Below are 20,987 nucleotides of genomic sequence, written 5' to 3'. Positions count from 1 at the left end.
TTGAGTTGGCGCGCTGGGAGCTTACGACAGCTTGCCGACGGATTTCTCCAAAAGCTCCCAGGCCTGGTCGCCATACTTGCCCTTCCATTCGGCATAGAAGCCCGCGGCGCGCAGCTTCTCGCGGAACGGCGTGATGCCCGGCTGGTTGAAAACCAGGCCCTTGCCGGCCAGTTCCTGCTGCAGGCTGGCGTTCAGCTTGGCGACGTCGGCGCGCTCGTTGACGGCGGCGGCGTTGACGTTCTTGGCGACGATGGTCGTGACGTCCTCAGGCAGCTGCGACCAGGCGCGGCGGTTGGCCAGGAACCAGAAGCCGTCCCACATGTGGTTGGTCAGCGAGCAGTATTTCTGCACCTCGTACAGCTTGGCAGTCGAGATGATCGCCAACGGGTTCTCCTGACCCTCGACGATCCTGGTCTGCAGCGCAGAATAGACCTCGCTGAAATTGATCGAGGCGGGGGCGGCATCGAACGCCTTGAACATCGAGGTCCACAAGGGCGAGACCGGCACGCGGATCTTGAAGCCCTTGTAGTCTTCCGGCCCATTGATCGGCTTGGTCGAGGACGTGGTCTGGCGGAAGCCGTTGTCCCAGATCTTATCCATCACCTCGAGGCCGGCCTTCTTGATCTCGCCGCGGACATAGGCGCCCAGCCCGCCGTCCATGGCCTTCCAGACCGTGTCATAGTCCGGGAATGCGAAGCCGATGCCGTTGATCGATGCCGCCGGCACCAGCGTCGACAGGATCAGGCCGGACAGCGTGAAGAACTCGACGCCGCCGGAACGGATCTGGCTCAGCACATCGGTGTCGGAACCGAGCTGGTTGTTGGGGAAAACCTGCAGGTCGAACCGGCCATTGGTCTCGGCCTTGATCGCCGCCGCCATCTCGCGGGCGCGGACGTTCATGGGATGGCTGTCCGGGAGATTGTTGGCGTATTTGTAGGTGAACTCGGCGGTCTGCGCGCGGGCCACCAATGGCGCGCCAAGGCCGCCCAAGAGGGTCGAGCCGGCCGAGGCAGCCGATGCCTTCAGCAGCGCGCGTCGTGAAAAGCTCATCTGGTTTGCTCCCTTTGAGAGGCTTGTTGTTGTCGGTGCCGTGGGGTCGGCAAGCGATCTCGCCGGCGCTTATTGCAGCGTCTGGAGCCCGCGGCAATATCGGCTTTCAGACGGGGCAGCGGACGGGTGGATGCTCGCATGCGGATGAGCCAATGCGGTCGCTCCGGATCGCCCGACGGGAGGCTTTGCGCTGACGCCGCAAATTGCCATTTCTATGAGGAATTTCACCTAAATATTTGATCTGATTGTATATATAAACATTCCATAATATACCTTATGCGAATTCGATCAGGGCCACCCTGGGCTCCGATGTCGTTTCTGGTTGGATCCGAGTCATTCATGCTCTATTCGAGTCTAGGGCGTCCGGACGGTCCAGATTCGTGTGCCGCAAACGGAGCTGGCTCACCTCCTCGGCCCCTTAAGAGCGAAGCTTCCACCCTCGGGCGGAATGTGGACTGACGACAGGTTCGAAGAATTTGACGTCGCCATTCCGCTTCGTCGTCGGGAGCGTCCATCACGCTGAACGAGATCCCTCACGCGTCGCTCAGTCCGGAATGTCGCCGATCGCCGCTGGCTCGATGCGCGGCTGCACATTCATATCGTGGCGAAAGCGGCTCGATTGCTCGTAGACTGACCTTCTCACGCGCATGATGGCGCCCAGCGGCCGATGCTCTTCGATGCCGTTCCATGGGCTGAACGAGAGAACGTCGTCACCAAAGACGCGACGTGCCGAAGAAAACGCCTCTTGTGCCGGAATGCGCAGCGTGGCGACGGGCTGATGTGGCGACAGTTCCTCGGGCCAGAGTACGGTCGCGTCCTCGATCGGCATGCGATCCAGATCGACGCATAGCTGCGCGCGCAGCTGATATTCCGCACCTTCGTGTCGGAAATGCTCAACGACGAGATCGCGCATGGTCGAGTCGCCGACGTCGTCGATCCCCTTGCCCGTCAGCGCCTTGACATTGGGCGAAAGCGGGGCCGCACTGATCTTGGCCATGTGAACGCCGAAGCGGATGGGCGCCGCGGAATGATATGTTTCTCCAAGCAGATTGGCATTGTCGCGCGCAAGCTGCTGCACCACTGCTGAAGGTTCAACACCAACAGCCTCTTCTGCGGCTTCAACGCCGCACGCCACTGCAGCGATGGCACGCTGGACGAACGCCGGCGACCCGCCAATCTTGTTGCCCGTGTTGATGCCGTCCTTATAAAGCGGCAGCGTTCCCAGGGCGAACACCGGGATATTGATGAGCACGAAATCCTGATTGTGCCCCGTATGGTCTGGTAGCAGCCGTACGCCATCAACGCCGATAAGCTTGATCGCCATGCCGCGGGATGCCGGAATCGTGTCGCTGACGACATCGCCGGGACCCGAGGATAGACGGACAACGACTTGATACGTTGCAGCGCGACTAAAAACACCCTGTCGCAAATGCCCAGGCAAATCCCTGGGAACGCTAAGCTCTCCCTTCAAAAAGCCGTGGCTCTTTGCAAAAGCGTCCCGGAACGCATGACGGCGAAGGTCGAAGGTACGCTGGCTGGTCGCTGCCATTTCCTTCAGTATATCGCTTGTCAGCGCGGCCTCGTTCGGAGCGACCACCTCGATTTCTGGCGCATATCTCAGATATTGTAGTTTCATGTTGGCCCTGCTTTGCTGTGTAAGCTCGTTAAGTTACCGAGCCACGCTTGAGAGTCGGCACCGGACTTTGAGAACGATTCTTCTACGCCTTGAAGCCGCTGCGGTTTTCTCCTGACTCCGATTGGATGCGCCCTGGACCGGGATCAATCGCACGCGGCTGCGTCGACGCCCACAGTTGACTCTGCACGGCGCCACGCGACGAGGCTGATTAAAACACGGCCTGAGTGCCCGAGCGTGACCGCTTGCTGGCTTTTGGCTACGTGTGAAACAAGATGACGAACCTTTTGAAAACTTCCGACCTGGTCCGACGACGATCACATCTTTGCAGTGATCGAGACTCTCGCGGAATCAGTTGCAAGCTTGACTCCGATCCGGAGCTGCGCGTGTTTTAAGCCGGCTCACTCGATCCCGCAGCTAAGCCGGCGTGCAGCTACAAAACAGCCTTTCCCGGATATGCCTAATATTCCCGCAGCAGACCGGGAACTTTTCGCTTCTGTGCACTTTGTAGCGTTTTGGCTATTGCCGGCGGGCGTTGTCGTTCGTTGGCTCAGTCATCGGAGCGGGGTATGAGGCAGTCATCAATACTCATTGTCGAAGACGAAGCGCTCATTCGGATGATGCTTGTCGAAATGATCGAGGGCCTCGGGCACAGGGTCGTCGCCGAGGCTGGGAATGTCGATCAGGGCCGGTCCCTCGCAGAAATCGAGGATTACGATTGCGCGATCCTCGACATTAATTTGCAAGGCGACAACGTGCGGCCTGTTGCCGAGATAATTAAGGGTCGAGGGCTTTCCTTCTTTTTCTTGAGTGGTTACGGCCCGGCAGGTTTGCCTGACGGCTTCCAGGAAACGCCCATTCTCACTAAACCCTGCACCCCCGAAGCGCTCAAATACACACTCGACTCTGTACTGCCGAATGATGAGGCCTAAGCTCATGCAGCGGCCCTGCCCGCGCAGCTCGGCGCTCTACCTATGCAGCTAAGCCGGCTGAAATGAAGAGGCCCGGCGGGGACACCACCGGGCCTCACCAAGCGGGATCAGGGTGGTCACCGATCGACCAGGCCTTGGCTGCGCAGAGATTATGTGAATCCGCCGCCTACGGTCGCAACCTATGTTAAGCCGGGTTCGCGCCCCGGCCCGGCGCGATAGTGGCGTCGACGCCGGGGCCCGTTCTCCTCGGCAGAAATTCATCAACGCGTCGTGTGCAGGGTCTTTACATAGTTGAATGTACGCTGGCAGAGCGAGGCTAAGCTCTCGGTATGGGCAGCAAACGAAAGCGCAATCGATCCAAGGCGATCGGGTCATTGCACGAGCGACTGATCAGCTCGGCGCAACGGGCGCGTACGCGCGCCAGAAATCTGTCACCGGGCGCCGAGCGGGAGAAGCTTCTCCGCCAAGCGCGGCAAATCGAGCAGGCCGCCGAGCTGAGTGTCGCTCTAAGTTTGGGCGCGCCAAAATGAAAGACATGCGGGCGCACCTGGAGAGGCTTCGGAATGAAGCCGAGGAGTGCGAATTAATCAGCAAGCTTGCGACCAATGCGACGAAGAAAGCATTGTTTGCCAAGCTCGCTGAACACCACCGAGCGCTCGTCAAGGAACTGGAAGAAGCCGTCGCAACCTCTTCTCTTAGTCCAGGTGATGATCGGTCCGCATCCGGGCGAGGTGGATCCCTGGACGCCTGAAAATCAGTGGGGCGGATTGGGATCGACAATGGTCTTCGATGCCCCGCCGGGTGCAGGCTGCATCGGCGGCGGCGTGCCGCCTTGCGGACTTTCAGCCGGTGCGCCAGCGGATTCGGTGTCAAGAGGGCCAGTCCAACCCTGGGGCTGCAGTTGTCCCCTGTTATCGGGCAAAACCGTTCGACCTGTGCTCCATTGAGAGTCATCAGGTTTTTTCTCGTCGTTTCGCGGCTGAGCCGCGGCGATCGAACTGCAGATACCGAGGCACAGTAGCGTGAGAAGAAGCCGCATAGGCAGTTTTGTGATTTGCATGAGATCGGCACTCGCAAGTAGGCCCGCAGCAACGGGCGACCTATTTTTTCATAGTGCCACCCGGTGACGCCCCTTGACCTTTCTTGTCTACGGCACCGGCAGTGCCTGCTCCCTGCGAACTCGGTTCTTTGGTGGACGGCGTCGAACTGTGCGCGGCCGGGTTGGCGCCGCCCCTGCCGGCAGCCGATGAGCCGGCAGGTCCCCCGGCCGAACCGCCGCTCGCGCCTCCAGCACCACCACCACCGCCGCCTCCCTGAGCGAACGCAATCGAGGTCGAAAACGCAAGCGCGGCCGCCAAACCCATCGTAGCTAACTTCATGCAACTGTCCTTTCGGGCTAGAGGCGCATCAACCGCTGGCGCGTGCCAGCGTTCCTAGACTGTACAAACCTGCATCCGCGCTCCGAGGCTGGCGACATCAAGAGCAGCAATTTCCGTGCGACCATTTGTTCAAAAGTGCACAGAGGCCAAACAAAAGTTGGCGCAAGATGAAGCAGCCTGATTCCGGCACTAGCTGGCGGGTCCGGCAACCAAGAGCGCCGCGATAGGCCCCAGCTCTTAATCGAGCTGGGGCCGTTGGCTTGCAACCTATTGCGCGAGAGATGCCGGACGGCTCCAAGGTCGAGGCGATCAACGACGATGGCGCTTGGCGATCGCCACACTGCATGCGGATGACACCCTCCAGATAGCAGGCGAGCGAAAGCGGTCGGCCTCAAATGTATCTTCTTGAACATTCGGGTCCGGACATGAAGCGCTACGATGATTCATCGAGGAACATCGCCACCGTTTTCTAGTTGCATGTGTCCAACAACCACCTTGGAGGAGCATATGAAGAAGCTTTTGGCTGGATGCGCTGTGGCCGTTAGTTTGATCTCTGGCGCGAGTGCCGTCGAAACGATGTCAAGCGCGCCGGCAGAAAGTTGGACAGTGACGAACTATTACAAGCAGGCAGTTTATGATCCGAAGGAATCCAAGATTGGCGACATAGATGACGTGCTGGTGGACAACGCGGGTAAGGTCACCGGCCTTGTGATCGGCGTGGGAGGATTTCTTGGAGCCGGAGAGAAGAACGTGATTGTCCCCTACTCGGCAGTCAAGAAAACGAAGAAAGACGACAAATGGTGGCTTACCCTCAATGAAACGAAGGACGATTTGAAGAGTGCCCGGGGGTTCAAGTACGACAAGGCGAGCACCACCTGGGTGCCTGACACCAAATAACTAGACGACCTCGGCATCGAGGGCGCGATGAGGTTGACGACATCGTGACCACATCGTCGCGCGAAGCTCATAACTTGTGAGCATGGTCGGCCGACCGCGTGACGTCGAAATATGGTATCGACGCATGGCAGCACTTTCCTCCTCACCCATGAAGTTCTGGCGATCTGGGAGTGCGTTCCATGCACAGAGCCACAATGATTTGCGGGGCGCTGTTTTTGGCAGAAGCAGCGCTTCCGTTCACCAGTGGTGAAGCGAATGCGCAGGTCGCATTCACGCGAATTCAGGCATTTGGCGACAGCTACGCGGACATCGGAAATCTTTTCAGGCTCACCGGAGGCTTAGGACAGCTTCCGCTTTATCCGACCGGGCGTTTCAGCGGCGGCACCAACTATATCGACACGACGTCGGCCCTGCTCGGCATTCCGCAAAACAACCACGCGGTTGGTGGCGCGACGAGTGGCGCGTTCAACGACACGGTTCCCGGTGCTCCCGGCTTTACGCAGCAATGGCAGAGCTTCCTGGCCTCCGGCCAGACCTTCGCACCGTCCGATCTCGTCGAAATGAATATCGGCGGAAACGATGCGCGGGATTATTATCAGGGTGGCGGCACCCTCGCCGGCGTTCCCACGGCAGCCGCAACCAGCGCCGAACAGACGATGGACGGCATCAATGCGATGGTGGGTGCCGGTGCCCGCACCATCGTGTTCAACGTCGGTGACGTCAGTGCGGCTCCGGAAGCGGCCGGCAATCCCAATGCGCCCATTGGCTCAGCCTTCAGCCAGACCTACAACAACCTCATGCAGATCGCGCTGGCGAACGTAGCCCGCTCGGGTGTCCGGGTCGAATTCATCGACATCGGATTGCTCGAAAGCCTCGTCAAGGCCAACCCCGGGCGCTACGTTTTTGCGAACGTGGGTGCATGTACGGTGGCATGCATCGGCAATCCTGCGCTGCAGAACCAGTTTCTGTTCTATGTCGACAATCTGCATCTGACATCGCACGGCTTTGCCGTGCTCGGCGAATATATCGTCAACCGGCTCAACGCGCCGCTCACCATCGCTCCGCAGGGAGACATTGGCCAGATATCGGCGATGGGCTTCGCCTCCACGCTGTTCGGCAGGCTCGATCTGTTCCGCGAGAGTTATGAATATGCGGTGCCGGCCGCGGACGCTTACGCGGCTAACGCGCGGACGCCATATACGAAGGCGCGGCCGCTCTCCCTCGTCGGCCCATGGTCGTTCTACATGCAAGGCAATGGCGGCGTCAGCGACCGGCAGGCAACGGTCGCCTCCGACGGCTTCAGGCTGGATAGCGTCGGCGGCACGATCGGGGTCGAGTATCGCATCAGCGCCAATTCCTTTATCGGGGCGGCGTTCGACTATTCGAATCCGAAGGCGCATCTGTTCAATAACGCCGGTACCACCGAAGCGAATTCCTATCAGTTGGGTATCTACGGTGGCTGGGCGGATGAGCACTTCTTCGCCCAGGGGCTCGCCACCATTGGTCATCAGGACTATCGCAACGCGCGGTTCGGCGTGGTCGACACCATCACCTCGAATCCCGACGGATCGACCTTCGTGGTCGGCGGCAAGACCGGCTACCTGTTCGACGTCGAATCAATCCAGCTCGGTCCGATCGGTGGCCTCACCTACGCCCGCGCGCGGGTAAACGGTTATACGGAGTCGGGCGATCCCGTGCTGACTCTCAACGTCGGCCGGCAGACCGAGGAGGCGCTGATCGGCAGCATCGGCATGCAGATCCGCACGCCGTTCACCATCAATCGACAGATCATCAACCCCTATCTCAATCTGACGGCAGAGGATGACTTCATCGGCAACGGCCGCATGGTTCAGTTCGGCGCGACATCTGCGCCGCTGATCGTCAACAACTGGAATATCCCGAATGGCGCGTCGCAGGACGTGTATGGGCGCGTGACCGCCGGCGTCGTCGCGCCGGTGTTGAGCAACGTATCATTCACCGCCAATGTGTCGCGCTCTTTTGCCCGTCAAGGTGGCGATGATTTCTTCGGCACGGGCGGGCTAAAGATCTCGTTCTGACTGGCACATTTGGGGGCGGTCAGCTCCATGAAAGCGCTGCCGCACCCCTTGGGCGACTTGCAGGCAGCAGATCGCCCTACCCGTTTCTAAGGCACGTCCTTCACGTTCTTCGGCTTCGGCAGGATATCCGGCTGCACCGATTCCAGGATCGACTTGACTTCACCTCGTTTCGCTATCGCATCGAAGACCTCAGGCACCTCGGTCGAAAGCGAAAAGGATTTTGCGGACCGAAACACCTTCCCAAGCTTGACCGCTTCCGGTGGGAGATTGAGGCTTTCGCGTGCTTGCGTGACGATTTCCTTCGCTTTCTCCGGCAACTCGCTCGCCGGAACTTCATCGGTCAGGAAGACCTGAACCGCCGAGGGTTGCCCCGGCGACGTCGTCTGGCGCAAGCGCTTGACGACAGCCTCAGGCTCCCATTCGGGCGAGGCCTTGGTCTCGTCATTCATCACCACCTCCTGTGTCGTGACGTCTCACCTCCGTATATATAAGCATATATAAGCGCTCGCCGAGGATTAAGCTCCTCGGCGACGCTCCTGTCTTGGGTCCTCGTCCCTGCCGCCTAACCCTTTCGGGATTTGCGAGCTGCTTTTCGCTTGGAGCCGCCCGATGCGGCCACCTTGGGCCGGCGCGCGGCCTTTTTGGCTCTGTGTGCGACCACGCGGCGCGGTGCTTGCCTGCCAACCGATCGCTTGGGAACGGCACGTCGCGGCGTCGTGCCGACAGTGAGACCGGCCGGCAGCTGGGTTCCGGTCAGAAGCTGGAAAGCGCGCACAGCGTCGGGGACACCAAGGTTGGCGCGGGGCTCGGGCATGCTGGCCGGGCGCGTGCAGGAACCGACGATCGCCGACTCGATTTGAGCCGCCGTTGCAGTCGGCTGAGCCTGCAACAATAGCGCCGCAAGGCCTGCGACGTGCGGCGTTGCCATCGAACTGCCGTCCATGGTCTTGTATTTTGCGCCCGGGACGCAAGACAGAATATCCACGCCAGGCGCCACCAGCGCAGGACACAGCGGATTGATTGGCCGATTGAATCGCTGGCTGCTGGAGAAGTCTGCTACCTGATCGTCTGAGTCCATCGCGCCGACGGATAGAACATTCGCATAGTTGCCCGGCGATCGGCTGGTGTTAGGGCCTTCATTGCCGACAGCGAAGACGGGAAGGACATTGGCGGCCCGCAGCGAGTCGACAACGGTCTGGAACGCGGGCGTGAAGCCGCGGAGGCCCAGCGACATGCTCAAGATGCGAACCCCCTCGCCGATCACCCAATCCATTCCGGCCAGGATCCGATCGACCACCTGGCCTCCTTCGATCACCATGGCGCTTGCGAGTTGGGCTTCAGGCGCAACTCCGAACCGGCCCCTCGACACGGCACGGCCGGCGATCGTGCCCGCCGTGTGGGTGCCGTGTTCGTCGCTGTCGCGCGGCTGTGCGCCCGGAACCTGATCGCCTGCCATATCGAATTCGGCAAACTTTGCGATCGCGCCGTTCAGGGCGGGATGAGTACCGTCCACCCCGGTATCGAGATGACCAACCAGCACACCCTTGCCGGTGAAGCCGGCATTCCAAAGCCGATCAGCTTTCAGCCGCTTGATGCCCCAAGTGGGCCCCGTCCCGAGCCTGCCCGGCTCGGCAACAACCGGCCGAATGAGGCTGAGCTCTGGCGCCTTGTCGATCTTGCCAACCTGTGGATCGGCTTCCAGTGAGGCAAGTCCGCCTGAATTGATATAGCCTACGGCCAGGCCAAGATGACGATAGATGCGCACACGGCGCACGCCGACGTCCCCCGGACGCTTGAGCTTGCGGCCTGCGGAGCGGCGCGCGACCAGCGCAAGGCTTTCCGCTTGCGCCTCGTCTGGTACCATAAAATAGTTTGCAATGTTGTCTTCGATGTGCGGAGCCATCGCTGCGGCCGCTTGTGTGTCGTTCAGCTTGGCTATTACCTTCACATACCCGATCGCGGCCAATGTATCTTCGATGCTGGATCTCGACATCTGGCTTGCTCCAAAAATGAATTCGCGACTAACATGAAAAATGAAATAACGCGCCAGGATTGATCGTCAGCACGACTGACCAATACTCGCTGTGGTTGAGGTTACCTCATTCTCGCACGCTTGCAAGGCGAGAACCCGAAGTATTTGGCAGGATTCGCGGTCGCGGTCACCGCACCGATGCCGGGGATCGCTGAGGTCGGAGGTCCGTGCGGATCGACGAGCCGCTGCACGCCCCACAGACAGCATTCCCGCAAGATGCCGTGCGCATCAGGCCAGTTCTGCCGCACCGCCTCGCCGAGGATGCTTGCGATATTGAGGGACGCGCCCTGGAATCAAGGCGCGCCGCTCTGCCTATCTGCCGGGTTCGTCATTTAGTTCGCTAGTTGGATGGTGATCACATCCATCGGTCGCCAGTACGTTTCAAATCCGTCAGTGTAGTCGCTACGAACCGTGCCTATGTTGAGCTTGCACTGGCCCGTCTGCCGATAGATCGGCTTCACAAGCCCATCTTCCACCCATGCGCACACGTGCCTGCCAAGGCGAATTGCACCTAATGAACGATCGTAGACAAGGCCAGCAACCCTAATTTTGTAACTGTTGTATGGTTTGCACTGGGACGCGGCCCAATCTCCAGTAACATATTTATCGCAGAGGGTCGCTGACACCCACGCGCGATTTAGATCAGGGTTGGAACGGAATTCCAGGAACGCTGCCCCGTTGGGCGTGCGCCAAACGCTGGGCACTTTTGCAACAAAAACAGACTTGGAATAGGCATTCGCAGGTACGACCAGCACGAAGATCGTCGACAATAACGCAATCACTGTCTTCATTCTTGCCTCCTTTAGCATGTGCTCAAGGTCGAAATGTTCGCAGCAGTTTGCGCCGGACAAAAATAAACTCAGCGTTTATATTCGCCGGTGTGTGTCGATTTTCGTTCGATCCGAGAATCCTTTTCGTTATCGGTCACGACGACACAATCATTCGCCTTGGCGATAGCGGCAATGAGCGTGCCGAGCGCAGGGAGAAGGCGTGTAGGCACCTCGGATTGTATCCGAGATCGGCACTGCAGACAACGTGAGCCGCCCGCTTCTCTTCACCATGCGTAACAATCGCGCGACGGTGCAGTCCGACGCGCTCCCAATCGTCCCGATGGTCGCTTATAGTGAGTGCCGACAGACGCAATTCTTGCGACCGCGATCGGCGGCAAGGAGCAGCACCCTGACGGAGCTTTCTCGACGCGATTGGCTGCTGATCAGTGCGGCCGCAACCAGCAGCCTCCTGTATCCAGCCATGGCCGATGCATCGAAACAAGACCGAATTCGTCTCTCCTTGAATGAAAATCCGTTCGGTCCCTCGCCTCGCGCGTTGCAGGCGATCAAGGCGCACCTGAGCGGCCTCAGCCGCTATACCGGCGATGAACTCGCTGAGCTGACGCAGACGATAGCCGCGCGCGAGACTGTTGCCGGCGAGCAAATCGTCCTCGGCGAGATCCTTGACGTGCTCGGCCTCTATCTGTCGGCCCGCGGCGGTACGGGCGGCGAGTTCATCTATTCCGAGCCCGGCTATACTGCGCTGGTCGATGCCGTCTCGCCCGCCGGCGGCATTGTCGTCGGTGTCCCCCTCAACGACCAGCTTCAGAACGATCTCCCGGCCATCGCCGGCAAGGCCAATGGACGGACACGTGCGGTCTATCTCGTCAATCCGCACAATCCGAGCGGCACGGTGAGCGAGCAGGCGCAGTTCATCGAATTCGTGCGCGATCTCTCCAAGCGCGCGCTCGTGATCGTCGATGAGGCCTATCTCGAATTCACGCCGGATTTCGAGAAGCGAACCGTCGCCGGCCTCGTCCGCGACGGCCATCAGGTCGCCGTCTTCAGGACATTCGCGAAAATCTACGGGCTCGCCAGCCTTGCCATCGGCTACACGCTGGCACCAACCGAGTTGGCCAAGTCGGTGAAGCAGCTCGGCATCGGTGCCTTTTTCGGCCTCAATCAGCTCAGCCTCGTCGCCGCAAATGCCAGTCTGCAAGACACAGACTATATTCCGTCCGTTCGCGCGAAGGTCGCGGCTGAGCGCGACGCCTGGCACGAGCTGTTCCGGACACGGAAAATCCGCTTCACGGAATCACAGGGCAACTTCGTGTTCTTCGACTCCGGCCGGCCGCAACAAACCGTCGCGTCCGCGCTCGCGGCACAAGGCATCGACATCGGCCGCGGCTATCCGCCGCTCGACACCTGGGTGCGAATTTCGATCGGCCTGCCCGAGGAAAACGCGATCGCCCGACGGGCTGTCGCGGACTTGTTGCGGACGACGTAGTGCGGTCCTCGCAGGACCTTCAATGCGCGATCAACAATGGAACGGTCGCGTCCCGCAATAAGGCGCGGGTCACCCCGCCGAAGATCATTTGGCTCGCGCGCGCGTGGCTGTAAGCGCCGACCACGACCAGATCGCTGGTGTGTCGCCGGGCAAAACCAAGGATGGCGTCAGCGACTGAAGCGCCGTTCGACCAGATCCGCTCGACGGCCACCTTTACGCCATGGCGAGACAAATACAGCCCGACGTCGGCGCCGGGTTCTTCGCCATGCCGGGTATTCTTATGCGAGTCCACCAGGAGGACGGTCACCGACTGCGCGGCTGCAAGCAGCGGCAGGGCGTCCGTGATTGCACGGCGCGCCTCACGGCTGGCGTTCCAGGCGACCACGATGTGCTCGGCCGCGGTCCCACTCCAATCCGTGGGCAGCAGGAGGACGGGCACACCGGTGGCAAGCAGCAGCGATTCCGCCGACCACTCGTGCGGCAGGCCGCCTGACCGCGGACTGCCGACGATCACGAGATCGGAATGAAGCGCGTTCAGCGCCGCTCCCTCACTGGCTTCGCCAGGACGAATGCAACGAAACTCGCAACTGATGTCCTCGCGGGTGGAGACGGTCGCAAAGCTTTGGCTCGCGGCTTTGGTCGCGGCCAGTTCGCTCGCCGTATGGCGTTGAATGAGTTCGCGAACCGCGGCCTGCCCTCGAACGAACGATTCCGAGGGATTGCCATCCCAGCCGAACGGCACCACGAAGAGTCCGACCAGATGCGCGCGGTGACGAAATGCGAGCTTGACGGCATAGTCGGCACGCGCCTCGCCGGCAGGCGACGGATCGAAGAAGACGGCTATCGTTCTCAGCGGCACGGAGAAGCTCCCCAGCGAAGTGATGAAGAGACACGTACCGCGCAACAGGATAACCATGGTTGACCTGGATCAAGCGCGCCTTGCAGGGCGCTCATTCCATCGCCAGCGTGCGGAAGATGAGCGCCTTGGCGGCGTCGAGGATGAAGGCGAGCACGACCGCTGCCGCAAAGACGGTCAGGATGACGCAGAGCCGCAGCGGCACCATCAGGATGCCGGCATACGCCATGCTCGGCACGATCAGGAGATCGGCAAGCGATGAGATCAGCACGATCGTGCTCGGCCTCGAGGACCAGATGCGGCGCCGTTCGCGAACGGCATAGTAGATGGCCTGCCCGCTGAACACGAGATTGACCATGGTCAGCGTCTGCAACGGCTCGAGCTCCAGGCGGAGATAATTCTTCCCCGTGAGGAGAACGCCGACGCAAAAGACAAGATCGACCAATCCCAGGATCACGCCCGCGATCGTGAGGTCGCCGACCTGCCACGTGTTCGGTTTCTCGGATGGACGCACATTGTCCGTCGTCGAGGACATCGCCAGAAAATCGCCTGTGATCATCGAGATCACGACCAGCATCGGCGTCAGGATCGCATGCCGGGTGACGGCAAGCCCGACCGCGAGATAGCTGACCTGCCTGACCTTGTGCACGATCGAGCGGAGCGTATAGGTCAGGATGCGCTGGAACGCGACGCGGCCTTCGGTGACCGCACCGACAATGCCGCTGAGCCCGGGCTCGGTGAGCACGAGGCCTGCGGCTGACTTGGCAACGTCGGTCGCCGTCGAGACCGCAATGCCGAGCTGTGCCTGGCGTAGCGCGGGGGCGTCGTTGGCGCCGTCGCCGCACATCCCGACCGTGTACCCTGCCCGCTGAAACGCTTTGACCAGCGTGTATTTGTGCTCCGGAAGCACGCCGGCGAACACGGCATAGTCATCCGGATGAACCGTGTCGGTTATCGCATCCGCTGACGCGATGCGGCCTTCCAGACCGACCGCGCGCGCAACAGCACCTGCAGTCGCTGGGGCGTCTCCGGTCACCATGACGACATGCACGCCCATCGCGCGCAGCTCCGCAAGACAAGCTTTTGCCTCCGAGCGCGGCGGATCGCTGAGGGCGATCAGCCTGACGACGTCCAGCGCCGTGGACGAACCGATCGCGACGCCGAGCACCCGGTAGCCCTCCTCCTCTAGCTCGGCCGCCCGCGCCGCCGCCTGCTCGGAGGGGTTTGCGGCGGCGATCACATAGGCGAAGGCGCCTTTCACCACGCGGCGCTTGCCGTCCTGCCCGTCGACGACGGTTGCTTCCGCCATCTTTGCGGCGGGGTCGAACGGAATGAACTGGTCGCGTCTCGGCATGGCGGCAAAGGAGTAGCGACCGGCAGCGGCACGCACGGCCGCATCGACCGGATCCAACCCGCCATCGGAGCTCGCGAGCCGTGCCCACATCAGCACTTCGGATTCGGTACGTCCGTTGAGCGGCACGACGGCCGCCACGGCGAGTTCGCTGCTCGTCAGCGTGCCGGTCTTGTCGACGCACAGCACGTTCATGCTCGCGGCTTCATCCACCGCTGACAGCCGCGTCGGCAGCACGCCGCGCTTGCCGAGCGCCTGCGCGCCGATTGCGGTCGCCAGGGTAAAGGTCGCGGGCAGCGCCACGGGTACCGAAGCGAGAATGGCGATCAGTGCCAGCGGAATGATCTCCGCGAACGGCAGGTGGATATACCAGGCGTAAGCGACCAGAAGGAATGCCAGGGCGCCGTTGATAGCAGCCAGATAGAGCACAACGCGCAGCACCGCCTTCTGCTGGGTGCTGGTGACGCTTGCGGTACGCACGAGCTCGGCGGTGCGGCCGAACCTGGTATTGGCTCCGGTGGCGGTCACCTCGGCGACGGCTTCGCCACGGCGCACCAGCGCGCCGGCAAGCGCCTCATAGCCGGGGCCGGCTTCGACCGGCATCGCCTCACCGGTCAGCATCGATTGATCGAGCTGGACCGCGCCTTCGCCGATCCGCACATCGGTGGCGACCACGCTGCCGAGCGTCAGCTTGACGATGTCACCCGGCACCAGATTGGCCGATGGAACGACGGACCAGACGCCGTCGCGCAGGACGGAGGCATTGAGGGCAAGCCGCGATTTCAGCGCCGCAAGCGTCGCCTTCGCCCGCCCCTCCTGGAAGAATCCGAGCGCCGCGTTGAAGACCAGAAGCACGCCGATGACGGAGGCTTCGATATATTCCCCCAGCACCAGCTGCAGGACAATCGCAGCTTCGAGCAGGCACGGGACCGGCGCGATGAACTTGCCGAGCAGCACGCGCCACGCCGGCGGTTCGACATCGACGGTCGCGTTGGCGCCGTACTGATTCAGCCGGCGGGCGGCCTCGTCACTGGAGAGCCCGCCTGTCCAATCCACGTGACCCGCAACCGTTTCCGCCTCAACCTTGCGAGGGAGGCGTTGTCTCGTCGCGCTCATGGAGGAGGCCCAGGGCTTCTCGCACTTCGTCATCTTCCAGACAATCGAGGATCCAGCTCTCTTCCTGCTTCGCCTGCTGGTCTTTGCTCTGGAGGCCCTTTTGGGTGCCTGTCCCGGGTTCGGTGGCAACCGCGTTCTTCTTGTCAGCCATGGATTGTCCTCGGTGAAAGCGCGACGTCTTGCTGCGCAACTGAACGGAGCATGGGGCATTCGCCGCGCCGCGAGTTGAGCGAAATCAACTTTGGCGCGCGGATCGGCTTGGAACCTGTGCCGAAGCACGGCTTGCGGAACCGTCACCGACAGAATTTGCGTTACGTCAACAGCCTGCGGATGCGGCGGTGCAAGATTTGCGGACAAGTTCTGCAACCCAAGGCACTGACCGATGCAAGATCAAATCGAAGAGATCAAAGGAGGCGCGCAAGCCCCCGATGCGTCTCATTTGCCCTCGCCTGCTCCCGTACCGCATCTGCCCGTGCCGGTCCGTCGAAACGGCAAACGGCGCGGTTTGCGGATCACGGCAGCGCTCCTCCTCGTGGTGCTCGGCGCCGGTGGCGGCGGCTATTACATCTGGAAACAGGCGCATCCGCCGCTGCCTGTCGGTATCAGCGTCGGCAACGGCCGCATCGAAGCCGACGAAATCGACATCAGCACGAAGTATGCCGGGCGGGTGTACGAGCTGTTGGCCGATGTCGGCGACAGGGTCGCGCCCGGGCAGGTCGTGGCGCGGATGGATACCCGCGATCTCGAACAATCGCTCTCGAAATCGGTTGCACAGGGCCGGCAGGCGCAGTGCGCCATCGAGGAAGCCGAGGCGGTGCTTACCCAGCAGCAGGCGCAGAAGACCCTGGCCGAGCAGGAAAACCAGCGGACGGAGTACCTCCACAAGAACGGCTGGGCGACCAAGGAATTGCTGGACCAGCGCAAGCAGCAGCTTGACGCCGCCAATGGTGCGCTTGCCGCAGCTCAAGCCAGGGTGCTCGAAACGCAGCACGCGCTGGAAGCGGCCCAGCACGATGCCGGTCTCTACAGGGTACAGATCGCCGACAACACGCTGGTGGCGCCGAAGGCGGGCCGGATTCAGTACCGCCTGACCAATATCGGCGAAGTCCTTGCGGCCGGCGGCAAGGTCTTCACGATGCTGGACCTGACCTATGTCTATATGGACCTCTATTTGCCGACGACGGAAGCCGGCAAGGTCAAGGTCGGCGCCGACGCACGCATCGTTCTCGACGCCTATCCCGATCATCCGATTCCGGCGAAGGTCTCCTTTGTCGCGAGCCAGGCGCAGTTCACGCCGAAGACGGTGGAGACCAAGACCGAGCGCGACAAGCTGATGTTCCGCATCCGGGTCCGCATCGACCCTGAACGCCTGCTTGCGCGTGCGGACGCGGTCAGAAGTGGGCTTCCCGGTGTCGCCTATGTCCGCTGGGATTCCGCGATTGCATGGCCGGCGAAGCTGCAGGGTGCCCCATGAACGGCAGCGACGACCCGGTCGCAATCGTTCGAGCCCTCTCCCATCGCTACCGCTCGGTGACGGCGCTCGACTGCATATCGACCGACATACCCGCCGGACGCCTCGTCGGCCTGATCGGGCCGGACGGCGTCGGCAAATCCTCCTTGCTCGCGATCCTCGCCGGCGCGCGGAAGATCCAGGAGGGCGCGGTCGCCGTTCTCGGCACCGACATCTCCAAGGCGGCCGAGCGCGCCCTGATCTGTCCGCGCATCGCCTATATGCCGCAGGGGCTCGGCAAGAATCTCTATCCCGACCTGAGCGTTAAGGAGAATGTCGAGTTCTTCGCCCGGCTGTTCGAGCAGTCGCGCAAGGAGCGCGAATGGCGCATCAATGAGCTCCTGCAAAGCACCGGGCTTGCGCCGTTCGCCGACCGGCCGGCCAGCAAGCTGTCGGGCGGAATGCGGCAGAAGCTCGGGCTCTGCTGCTCGTTGATCCACGATCCCGATCTCCTGATCCTCGACGAGCCCACGACCGGCGTCGATCCGCTGTCACGCCGCCAGTTCTGGGATCTCATCGACCGTATCAGAGGGCGCACCGCGAGAATGAGCGTGCTCGTCGCAACCGCCTATATGGAAGAGGCCGAGCGGTTCGATTGGCTGATGGCGATGAACGAGGGAAAGATCCTCGCGACCGGCTCGCCCTCCGATCTCAAGCAACAGACTGGCACAGAATCGATCGAAGACGCCTTTGTCGCCCTACTCCCGCAGCGACAGCGTGACGGTAACGAAAAGCCGATCGGTCCGCCGCTCGACGGTCACGCCGAGCCTGTCATTGTTGCAAAGGACCTGACCTGCCGGTTCGGCGATTTCACCGCGGTCGACCGCGTGAATTTCACGATCCGCCGCGGCGAGATATTCGGCTTCGTCGGTTCGAATGGATCGGGCAAGACGACGACCATGAAGATGCTCACCGGGCTGCTGCCGCCATCCGAGGGCGAGGCGCTGATCTTCGGCGAGGTACTGCGCGCCGGCGACCTCGAAGCCCGCCGCCGTGTCGGCTATATGTCGCAGTCCTTTTCCCTCTACGGGGAGCTCACGGTTCGCCAGAACCTCGTCCTGCACGCGCGCCTGTTTCACCTGCCCCCGGCGTTTGCCGAGGCGCGCATCGCGGAGCTGATCGAGAAATGCGACCTCGCCGATTATCTCGATGATCTCGCCTCTTCACTCCCGCTCGGGATCAGGCAGCGGCTGTCGCTTGCCGTCGCCGTCGTCCACAAGCCGGACCTCCTGATCCTTGACGAACCCACCTCAGGCGTCGACCCGCTGGCGCGCGATCAGTTCTGGCAGCTCCTGATCGACCTGTCGCGCAATCAAGGGATGACCATTTTCGTCTCGACGCACTTCATGAACGAGGCGGCACGCTGCGATCGGCTATCGCTGATGCACGAAGGACACGTGCTGGCCACGGACAGGCCGGCCGGACTGATCAAGGCGAGAAACGCCAAAAGCCTGGAGGATGCCTTCATCAGCTTCCTGGAGCAGGAAAAACCGGGCACGCCATCGGCCGTGACTCTCGACCAGCCGCAGGCGATCGCCGCCGAACCAGAGAAGATCGCTGGGCGCGACCGGCGCAGCTTTTTCAGCCTGCGACGGCTGTTCGCCTATACGATCCGCGAGGGCCTTGAGCTGGTGCGCGATCGCATCCGGCTGATGTTCGCCCTGTTCGGCACGGCGCTCCTGATGATCGTGTTCGGCTTCGGCATTTCGGCCGACGTCAACAATCTCAGCTTTGCCGTGCTCGATCGCGATCAGACGCCCGAAAGCCGCGCCTATCTGTCGGAGCTGAGAGGATCGCCCTATTTCCTCGAAAAGCCTCCGCTGAAAGACTATGCCGATCTCGATCGCCGCCTGAAGAACGGCGACATCTCGGCCAGCATCGAGATCCCGCCGAACTTCGGCCTCGACATCAAGCGCGGGCGGCCCGCCTACGTGTCGGCGTGGATCGACGGCGCCATGCCGTTCCGCGCCGCAACCATTCGGGGTTACCTGCAGGGCATGCACCAGCTCTATCTGAGCGATCCCGTGCTGAACACGACGCAGGCAGCTTCCCCCCTGCCCGCCAATATCGAAGTCCGGTTCAAGTACAACCAGGATTTTGACAGCATCTACGCCATGGTGCCGTCGACGCTCGCGATGATGCTCGCGTTGTTTCCGGCCATCCTGATGGCGCTCGCCGTCGTGCGCGAGAAGGAGCTCGGCTCGATCACCAACCTCTACGTCACCCCGGTGACGCGGCTTGAATTCCTCGTCGGCAAGCAGCTGCCTTACGTCGCCGTCGCGCTGATCAATTTCATCATCATGTTCGCGATGGCGGTCTTCATTTTCAACGTGCCACTGAAGGGCAGTTTCGTGGCGCTGCTTGCCGGTACGGTGATCTACGTTTTCACCACGACCGGCTACGGCATGCTGATCTCCACCTTCTGCACCACCCAGATCGCCGCGCTGTTCGGCACTGCGATCCTCACCATCCTGCCTGCCCAGCAGTTTTCGGGCATGATGACCCCCGTATCGTCGCTTTCGGGCTCGGCGCAGCTGATCGGGCTGTGTTTCCCGATGAGCTATTACCGCCCGATCAGCGTCGGCGCCTTCACCAAGGGACTGGGGCTTGCCGATCTCGGTTCGAGCATCCTCATGCTCCTCGTCTTCGTCCCCGTGCTGACGTCGCTCAGCATGATGCTGCTCCCCAAGCAGGAGCGATGAGATCATGCGCTCGCTCTCCAACATCTTCTGGCTCGGCACCAAGGAACTGCGCAGCTTCTTCAGCGACTGGGTGCTGCTCGGCTTCGTAATCTACTCGTTCTCGCTTGCCATCATCAGCCAGGCGCAAAGCAATGCCCAGGAAGTGTTCCATGCCTCGATCGGGGTGGTCGACGAAGATCATTCGGAATTGTCCCGCCGGATCACGCATGCGTTCCTGATGCCCTATTTCAAGGAGCCTGTGGCGATCGCGCAGGCCGACATCGAGCATCTGATGAACACCGGCAAATACACTTTCGTCATCGATATCCCGCCGAACTTCCAGCGCGACGTATTGGCGGGACGCCAGCCGGGACTGCAGATCAATGTCGACGCCACTGCGATGATCCAGGCCGGGCTGGGATCGGGCTACGCGCAACAGATCATCAATACCGAGATCGCCCAGTTCGTGTCCCAGGTGGAACGCGTGCCGGAATCGCCGGTCAACCTGGCAGTCAGGATCGCGTTCAATCCCAACGTCATGACTGCCTGGTTCTCCAGCGTCATGGGCATCATCTCGAGCGTCACCATGCTCGCCATCATCCTCGCCGGCGCTGCGCTGGTGCGCGAGCGCGAGCATGGCACGATGGATCATCTCCTGGTGATGCCGCTAAGCCCGTTCGAGATCGCGATGTCGAAGATCTGGGCCAACGGGTTCGTCATTGCGGTCGCGGTCGGCCTGTCGCTCTATCTGGTGGTCCGCTTGCTCCTGAAGATCCCGATCGCCGGATCGATCCCGCTCTTCATGTTTGGAGCGATCCTCAACCTTTTCTTTGCGACCGCGATCGGACTGTTCCTGGGCACGGTCGCGCGGTCGATGCCGCAGCTCGGCCTGCTCTACATGCTGGTCGCCGTGCCCATGAACGTCCTGTCCGGCGGCGCCACGCCGCTGGAGAGCATGCCGACCTGGCTCGCCACCCTGATGCAGGCCTCGCCTTCCACTCACTTCGTCTCGTTCGCGCAGGCGATCCTCTATCGCGGCGCCGGCCTCGACGTGGTGTGGCCGCAATTCCTCGCCGTCGCCGGCATCGCCTCACTGTTCCTGATGCTGTCGCTGCTGCGCTTCCGCTCCACGCTCAGCTCGGCGTCAAACTAGAGCGTTTCATGCTCGAGCGCTGCGCATGATCACGTTCACGTGCTCGGCCTCCGGCTTGATCTT

At 61.6% G+C, this 20,987-nt stretch carries 16 protein-coding genes; 8 read left to right on the top strand and 8 right to left on the bottom strand.

Annotated elements, in window-relative coordinates; translation table 11 throughout:
* Positions 1–21: 21 nt before the first annotated feature.
* Together K288_RS0103790 and K288_RS0103785 are read right to left on the bottom strand one after the other, a co-directional pair.
* Positions 22–1,050, bottom strand: coding sequence for a TRAP transporter substrate-binding protein (locus tag K288_RS0103790; protein WP_027578375.1), 1,029 nt, complete (start codon positions 1,048–1,050; stop codon positions 22–24).
* 544 nt (positions 1,051–1,594) lie between these two features.
* Positions 1,595–2,686: a catalase family protein gene (locus K288_RS0103785; protein WP_027578374.1), complete on the bottom strand. Its 1,092-nt coding sequence runs from the start codon at positions 2,684–2,686 to the stop codon at positions 1,595–1,597.
* Between the two features lie 566 nt (positions 2,687–3,252).
* Between K288_RS0103785 and K288_RS0103780 the strand changes: the two genes are divergently transcribed.
* From K288_RS0103780 to K288_RS0103760, 4 genes are all read left to right on the top strand, one after another.
* Positions 3,253–3,615 carry a response regulator gene (locus K288_RS0103780; RefSeq protein ID WP_027578373.1) on the top strand — a complete coding sequence of 121 codons (363 nt, stop codon included), beginning with the start codon at positions 3,253–3,255 and terminating at the stop codon, positions 3,613–3,615.
* 526 nt (positions 3,616–4,141) lie between these two features.
* Positions 4,142–4,366 carry a hypothetical protein gene (locus tag K288_RS44545; protein WP_043159276.1) on the top strand — a complete coding sequence of 75 codons (225 nt, stop codon included), beginning with the start codon at positions 4,142–4,144 and terminating at the stop codon, positions 4,364–4,366.
* 1,135 nt (positions 4,367–5,501) lie between these two features.
* On the top strand, positions 5,502–5,891 hold the full coding sequence (locus K288_RS0103765; RefSeq protein WP_027578371.1) for a PRC-barrel domain-containing protein: 390 nt from the start codon (positions 5,502–5,504) through the stop codon (positions 5,889–5,891).
* A 179-nt stretch (positions 5,892–6,070) separates the two neighbouring features.
* A complete protein-coding gene (locus tag K288_RS0103760; RefSeq protein ID WP_027578370.1) occupies positions 6,071–7,948 on the top strand; it encodes an autotransporter domain-containing protein in 1,878 nt (625 codons plus the stop codon).
* 86 nt (positions 7,949–8,034) lie between these two features.
* Here K288_RS0103760 and K288_RS0103755 read toward each other — a convergent pair whose 3' ends face one another.
* The 3 genes from K288_RS0103755 to K288_RS0103745 all read right to left on the bottom strand — a co-directional run bounded on the left by K288_RS0103755 (position 8,035) and on the right by K288_RS0103745 (position 10,771).
* A complete protein-coding gene (locus K288_RS0103755; protein WP_152535362.1) occupies positions 8,035–8,397 on the bottom strand; it encodes a hypothetical protein in 363 nt (120 codons plus the stop codon).
* 113 nt (positions 8,398–8,510) lie between these two features.
* Positions 8,511–9,941: a S8 family serine peptidase gene (locus tag K288_RS0103750; protein WP_027578368.1), complete on the bottom strand. Its 1,431-nt coding sequence runs from the start codon at positions 9,939–9,941 to the stop codon at positions 8,511–8,513.
* Positions 9,942–10,312: 371 nt separating this feature from the next.
* Positions 10,313–10,771, bottom strand: a complete 459-nt coding sequence (locus K288_RS0103745; RefSeq protein WP_152535361.1) for a hypothetical protein — start codon at positions 10,769–10,771, stop codon at positions 10,313–10,315.
* A gap of 460 nt (positions 10,772–11,231) precedes the next feature.
* On the opposite strand from K288_RS0103745, the gene K288_RS0103740 reads away from it, so the two are divergent.
* Positions 11,232–12,257, top strand: a complete 1,026-nt coding sequence (locus tag K288_RS0103740; protein WP_051334339.1) for a histidinol-phosphate transaminase — start codon at positions 11,232–11,234, stop codon at positions 12,255–12,257.
* A gap of 19 nt (positions 12,258–12,276) precedes the next feature.
* Here the strand turns inward: K288_RS0103740 and K288_RS0103735 are convergent, their stop codons facing one another.
* The 3 genes from K288_RS0103735 to K288_RS52085 form a co-directional block, all read right to left on the bottom strand.
* Positions 12,277–13,116 carry a universal stress protein gene (locus tag K288_RS0103735; RefSeq protein ID WP_027578365.1) on the bottom strand — a complete coding sequence of 280 codons (840 nt, stop codon included), beginning with the start codon at positions 13,114–13,116 and terminating at the stop codon, positions 12,277–12,279.
* A gap of 91 nt (positions 13,117–13,207) precedes the next feature.
* Positions 13,208–15,580, bottom strand: coding sequence for an HAD-IC family P-type ATPase (locus K288_RS0103730; protein ID WP_027578364.1), 2,373 nt, complete (start codon positions 15,578–15,580; stop codon positions 13,208–13,210).
* Positions 15,543–15,731, bottom strand: coding sequence for a hypothetical protein (locus tag K288_RS52085; RefSeq protein ID WP_043159275.1), 189 nt, complete (start codon positions 15,729–15,731; stop codon positions 15,543–15,545). Before K288_RS52085 ends, K288_RS0103730 begins: the two co-directional genes overlap by 38 nt.
* 231 nt (positions 15,732–15,962) lie before the next feature.
* Here K288_RS52085 and K288_RS0103720 point away from each other — a divergent pair, with 231 nt between their 5' ends.
* Genes K288_RS0103720 through K288_RS0103710 form a run of 3 tightly spaced genes read left to right on the top strand, consistent with a single transcriptional unit; the run spans position 15,963 to position 20,924 of the window.
* On the top strand, positions 15,963–17,054 hold the full coding sequence (locus K288_RS0103720) for an HlyD family efflux transporter periplasmic adaptor subunit (protein WP_051334333.1): 1,092 nt from the start codon (positions 15,963–15,965) through the stop codon (positions 17,052–17,054).
* A complete protein-coding gene (gene rbbA / locus K288_RS0103715) occupies positions 17,051–19,792 on the top strand; it encodes a ribosome-associated ATPase/putative transporter RbbA (protein ID WP_027578361.1) in 2,742 nt (913 codons plus the stop codon). Before K288_RS0103720 ends, rbbA begins: the two co-directional genes overlap by 4 nt.
* 4 nt (positions 19,793–19,796) lie before the next feature.
* Entirely contained in the window at positions 19,797–20,924 is a 1,128-nt protein-coding gene (locus K288_RS0103710) for an ABC transporter permease (RefSeq protein WP_027578360.1), read from the top strand.
* The last annotated feature ends 63 nt before the right edge of the window (positions 20,925–20,987 follow it).

Origin of the sequence: Bradyrhizobium sp. Ai1a-2 (assembly GCF_000426245.1) — a bacterium.
Taxonomy (GTDB): domain Bacteria; phylum Pseudomonadota; class Alphaproteobacteria; order Rhizobiales; family Xanthobacteraceae; genus Bradyrhizobium.
This window is presented reverse-complemented; position numbering and strand designations above follow the sequence as displayed.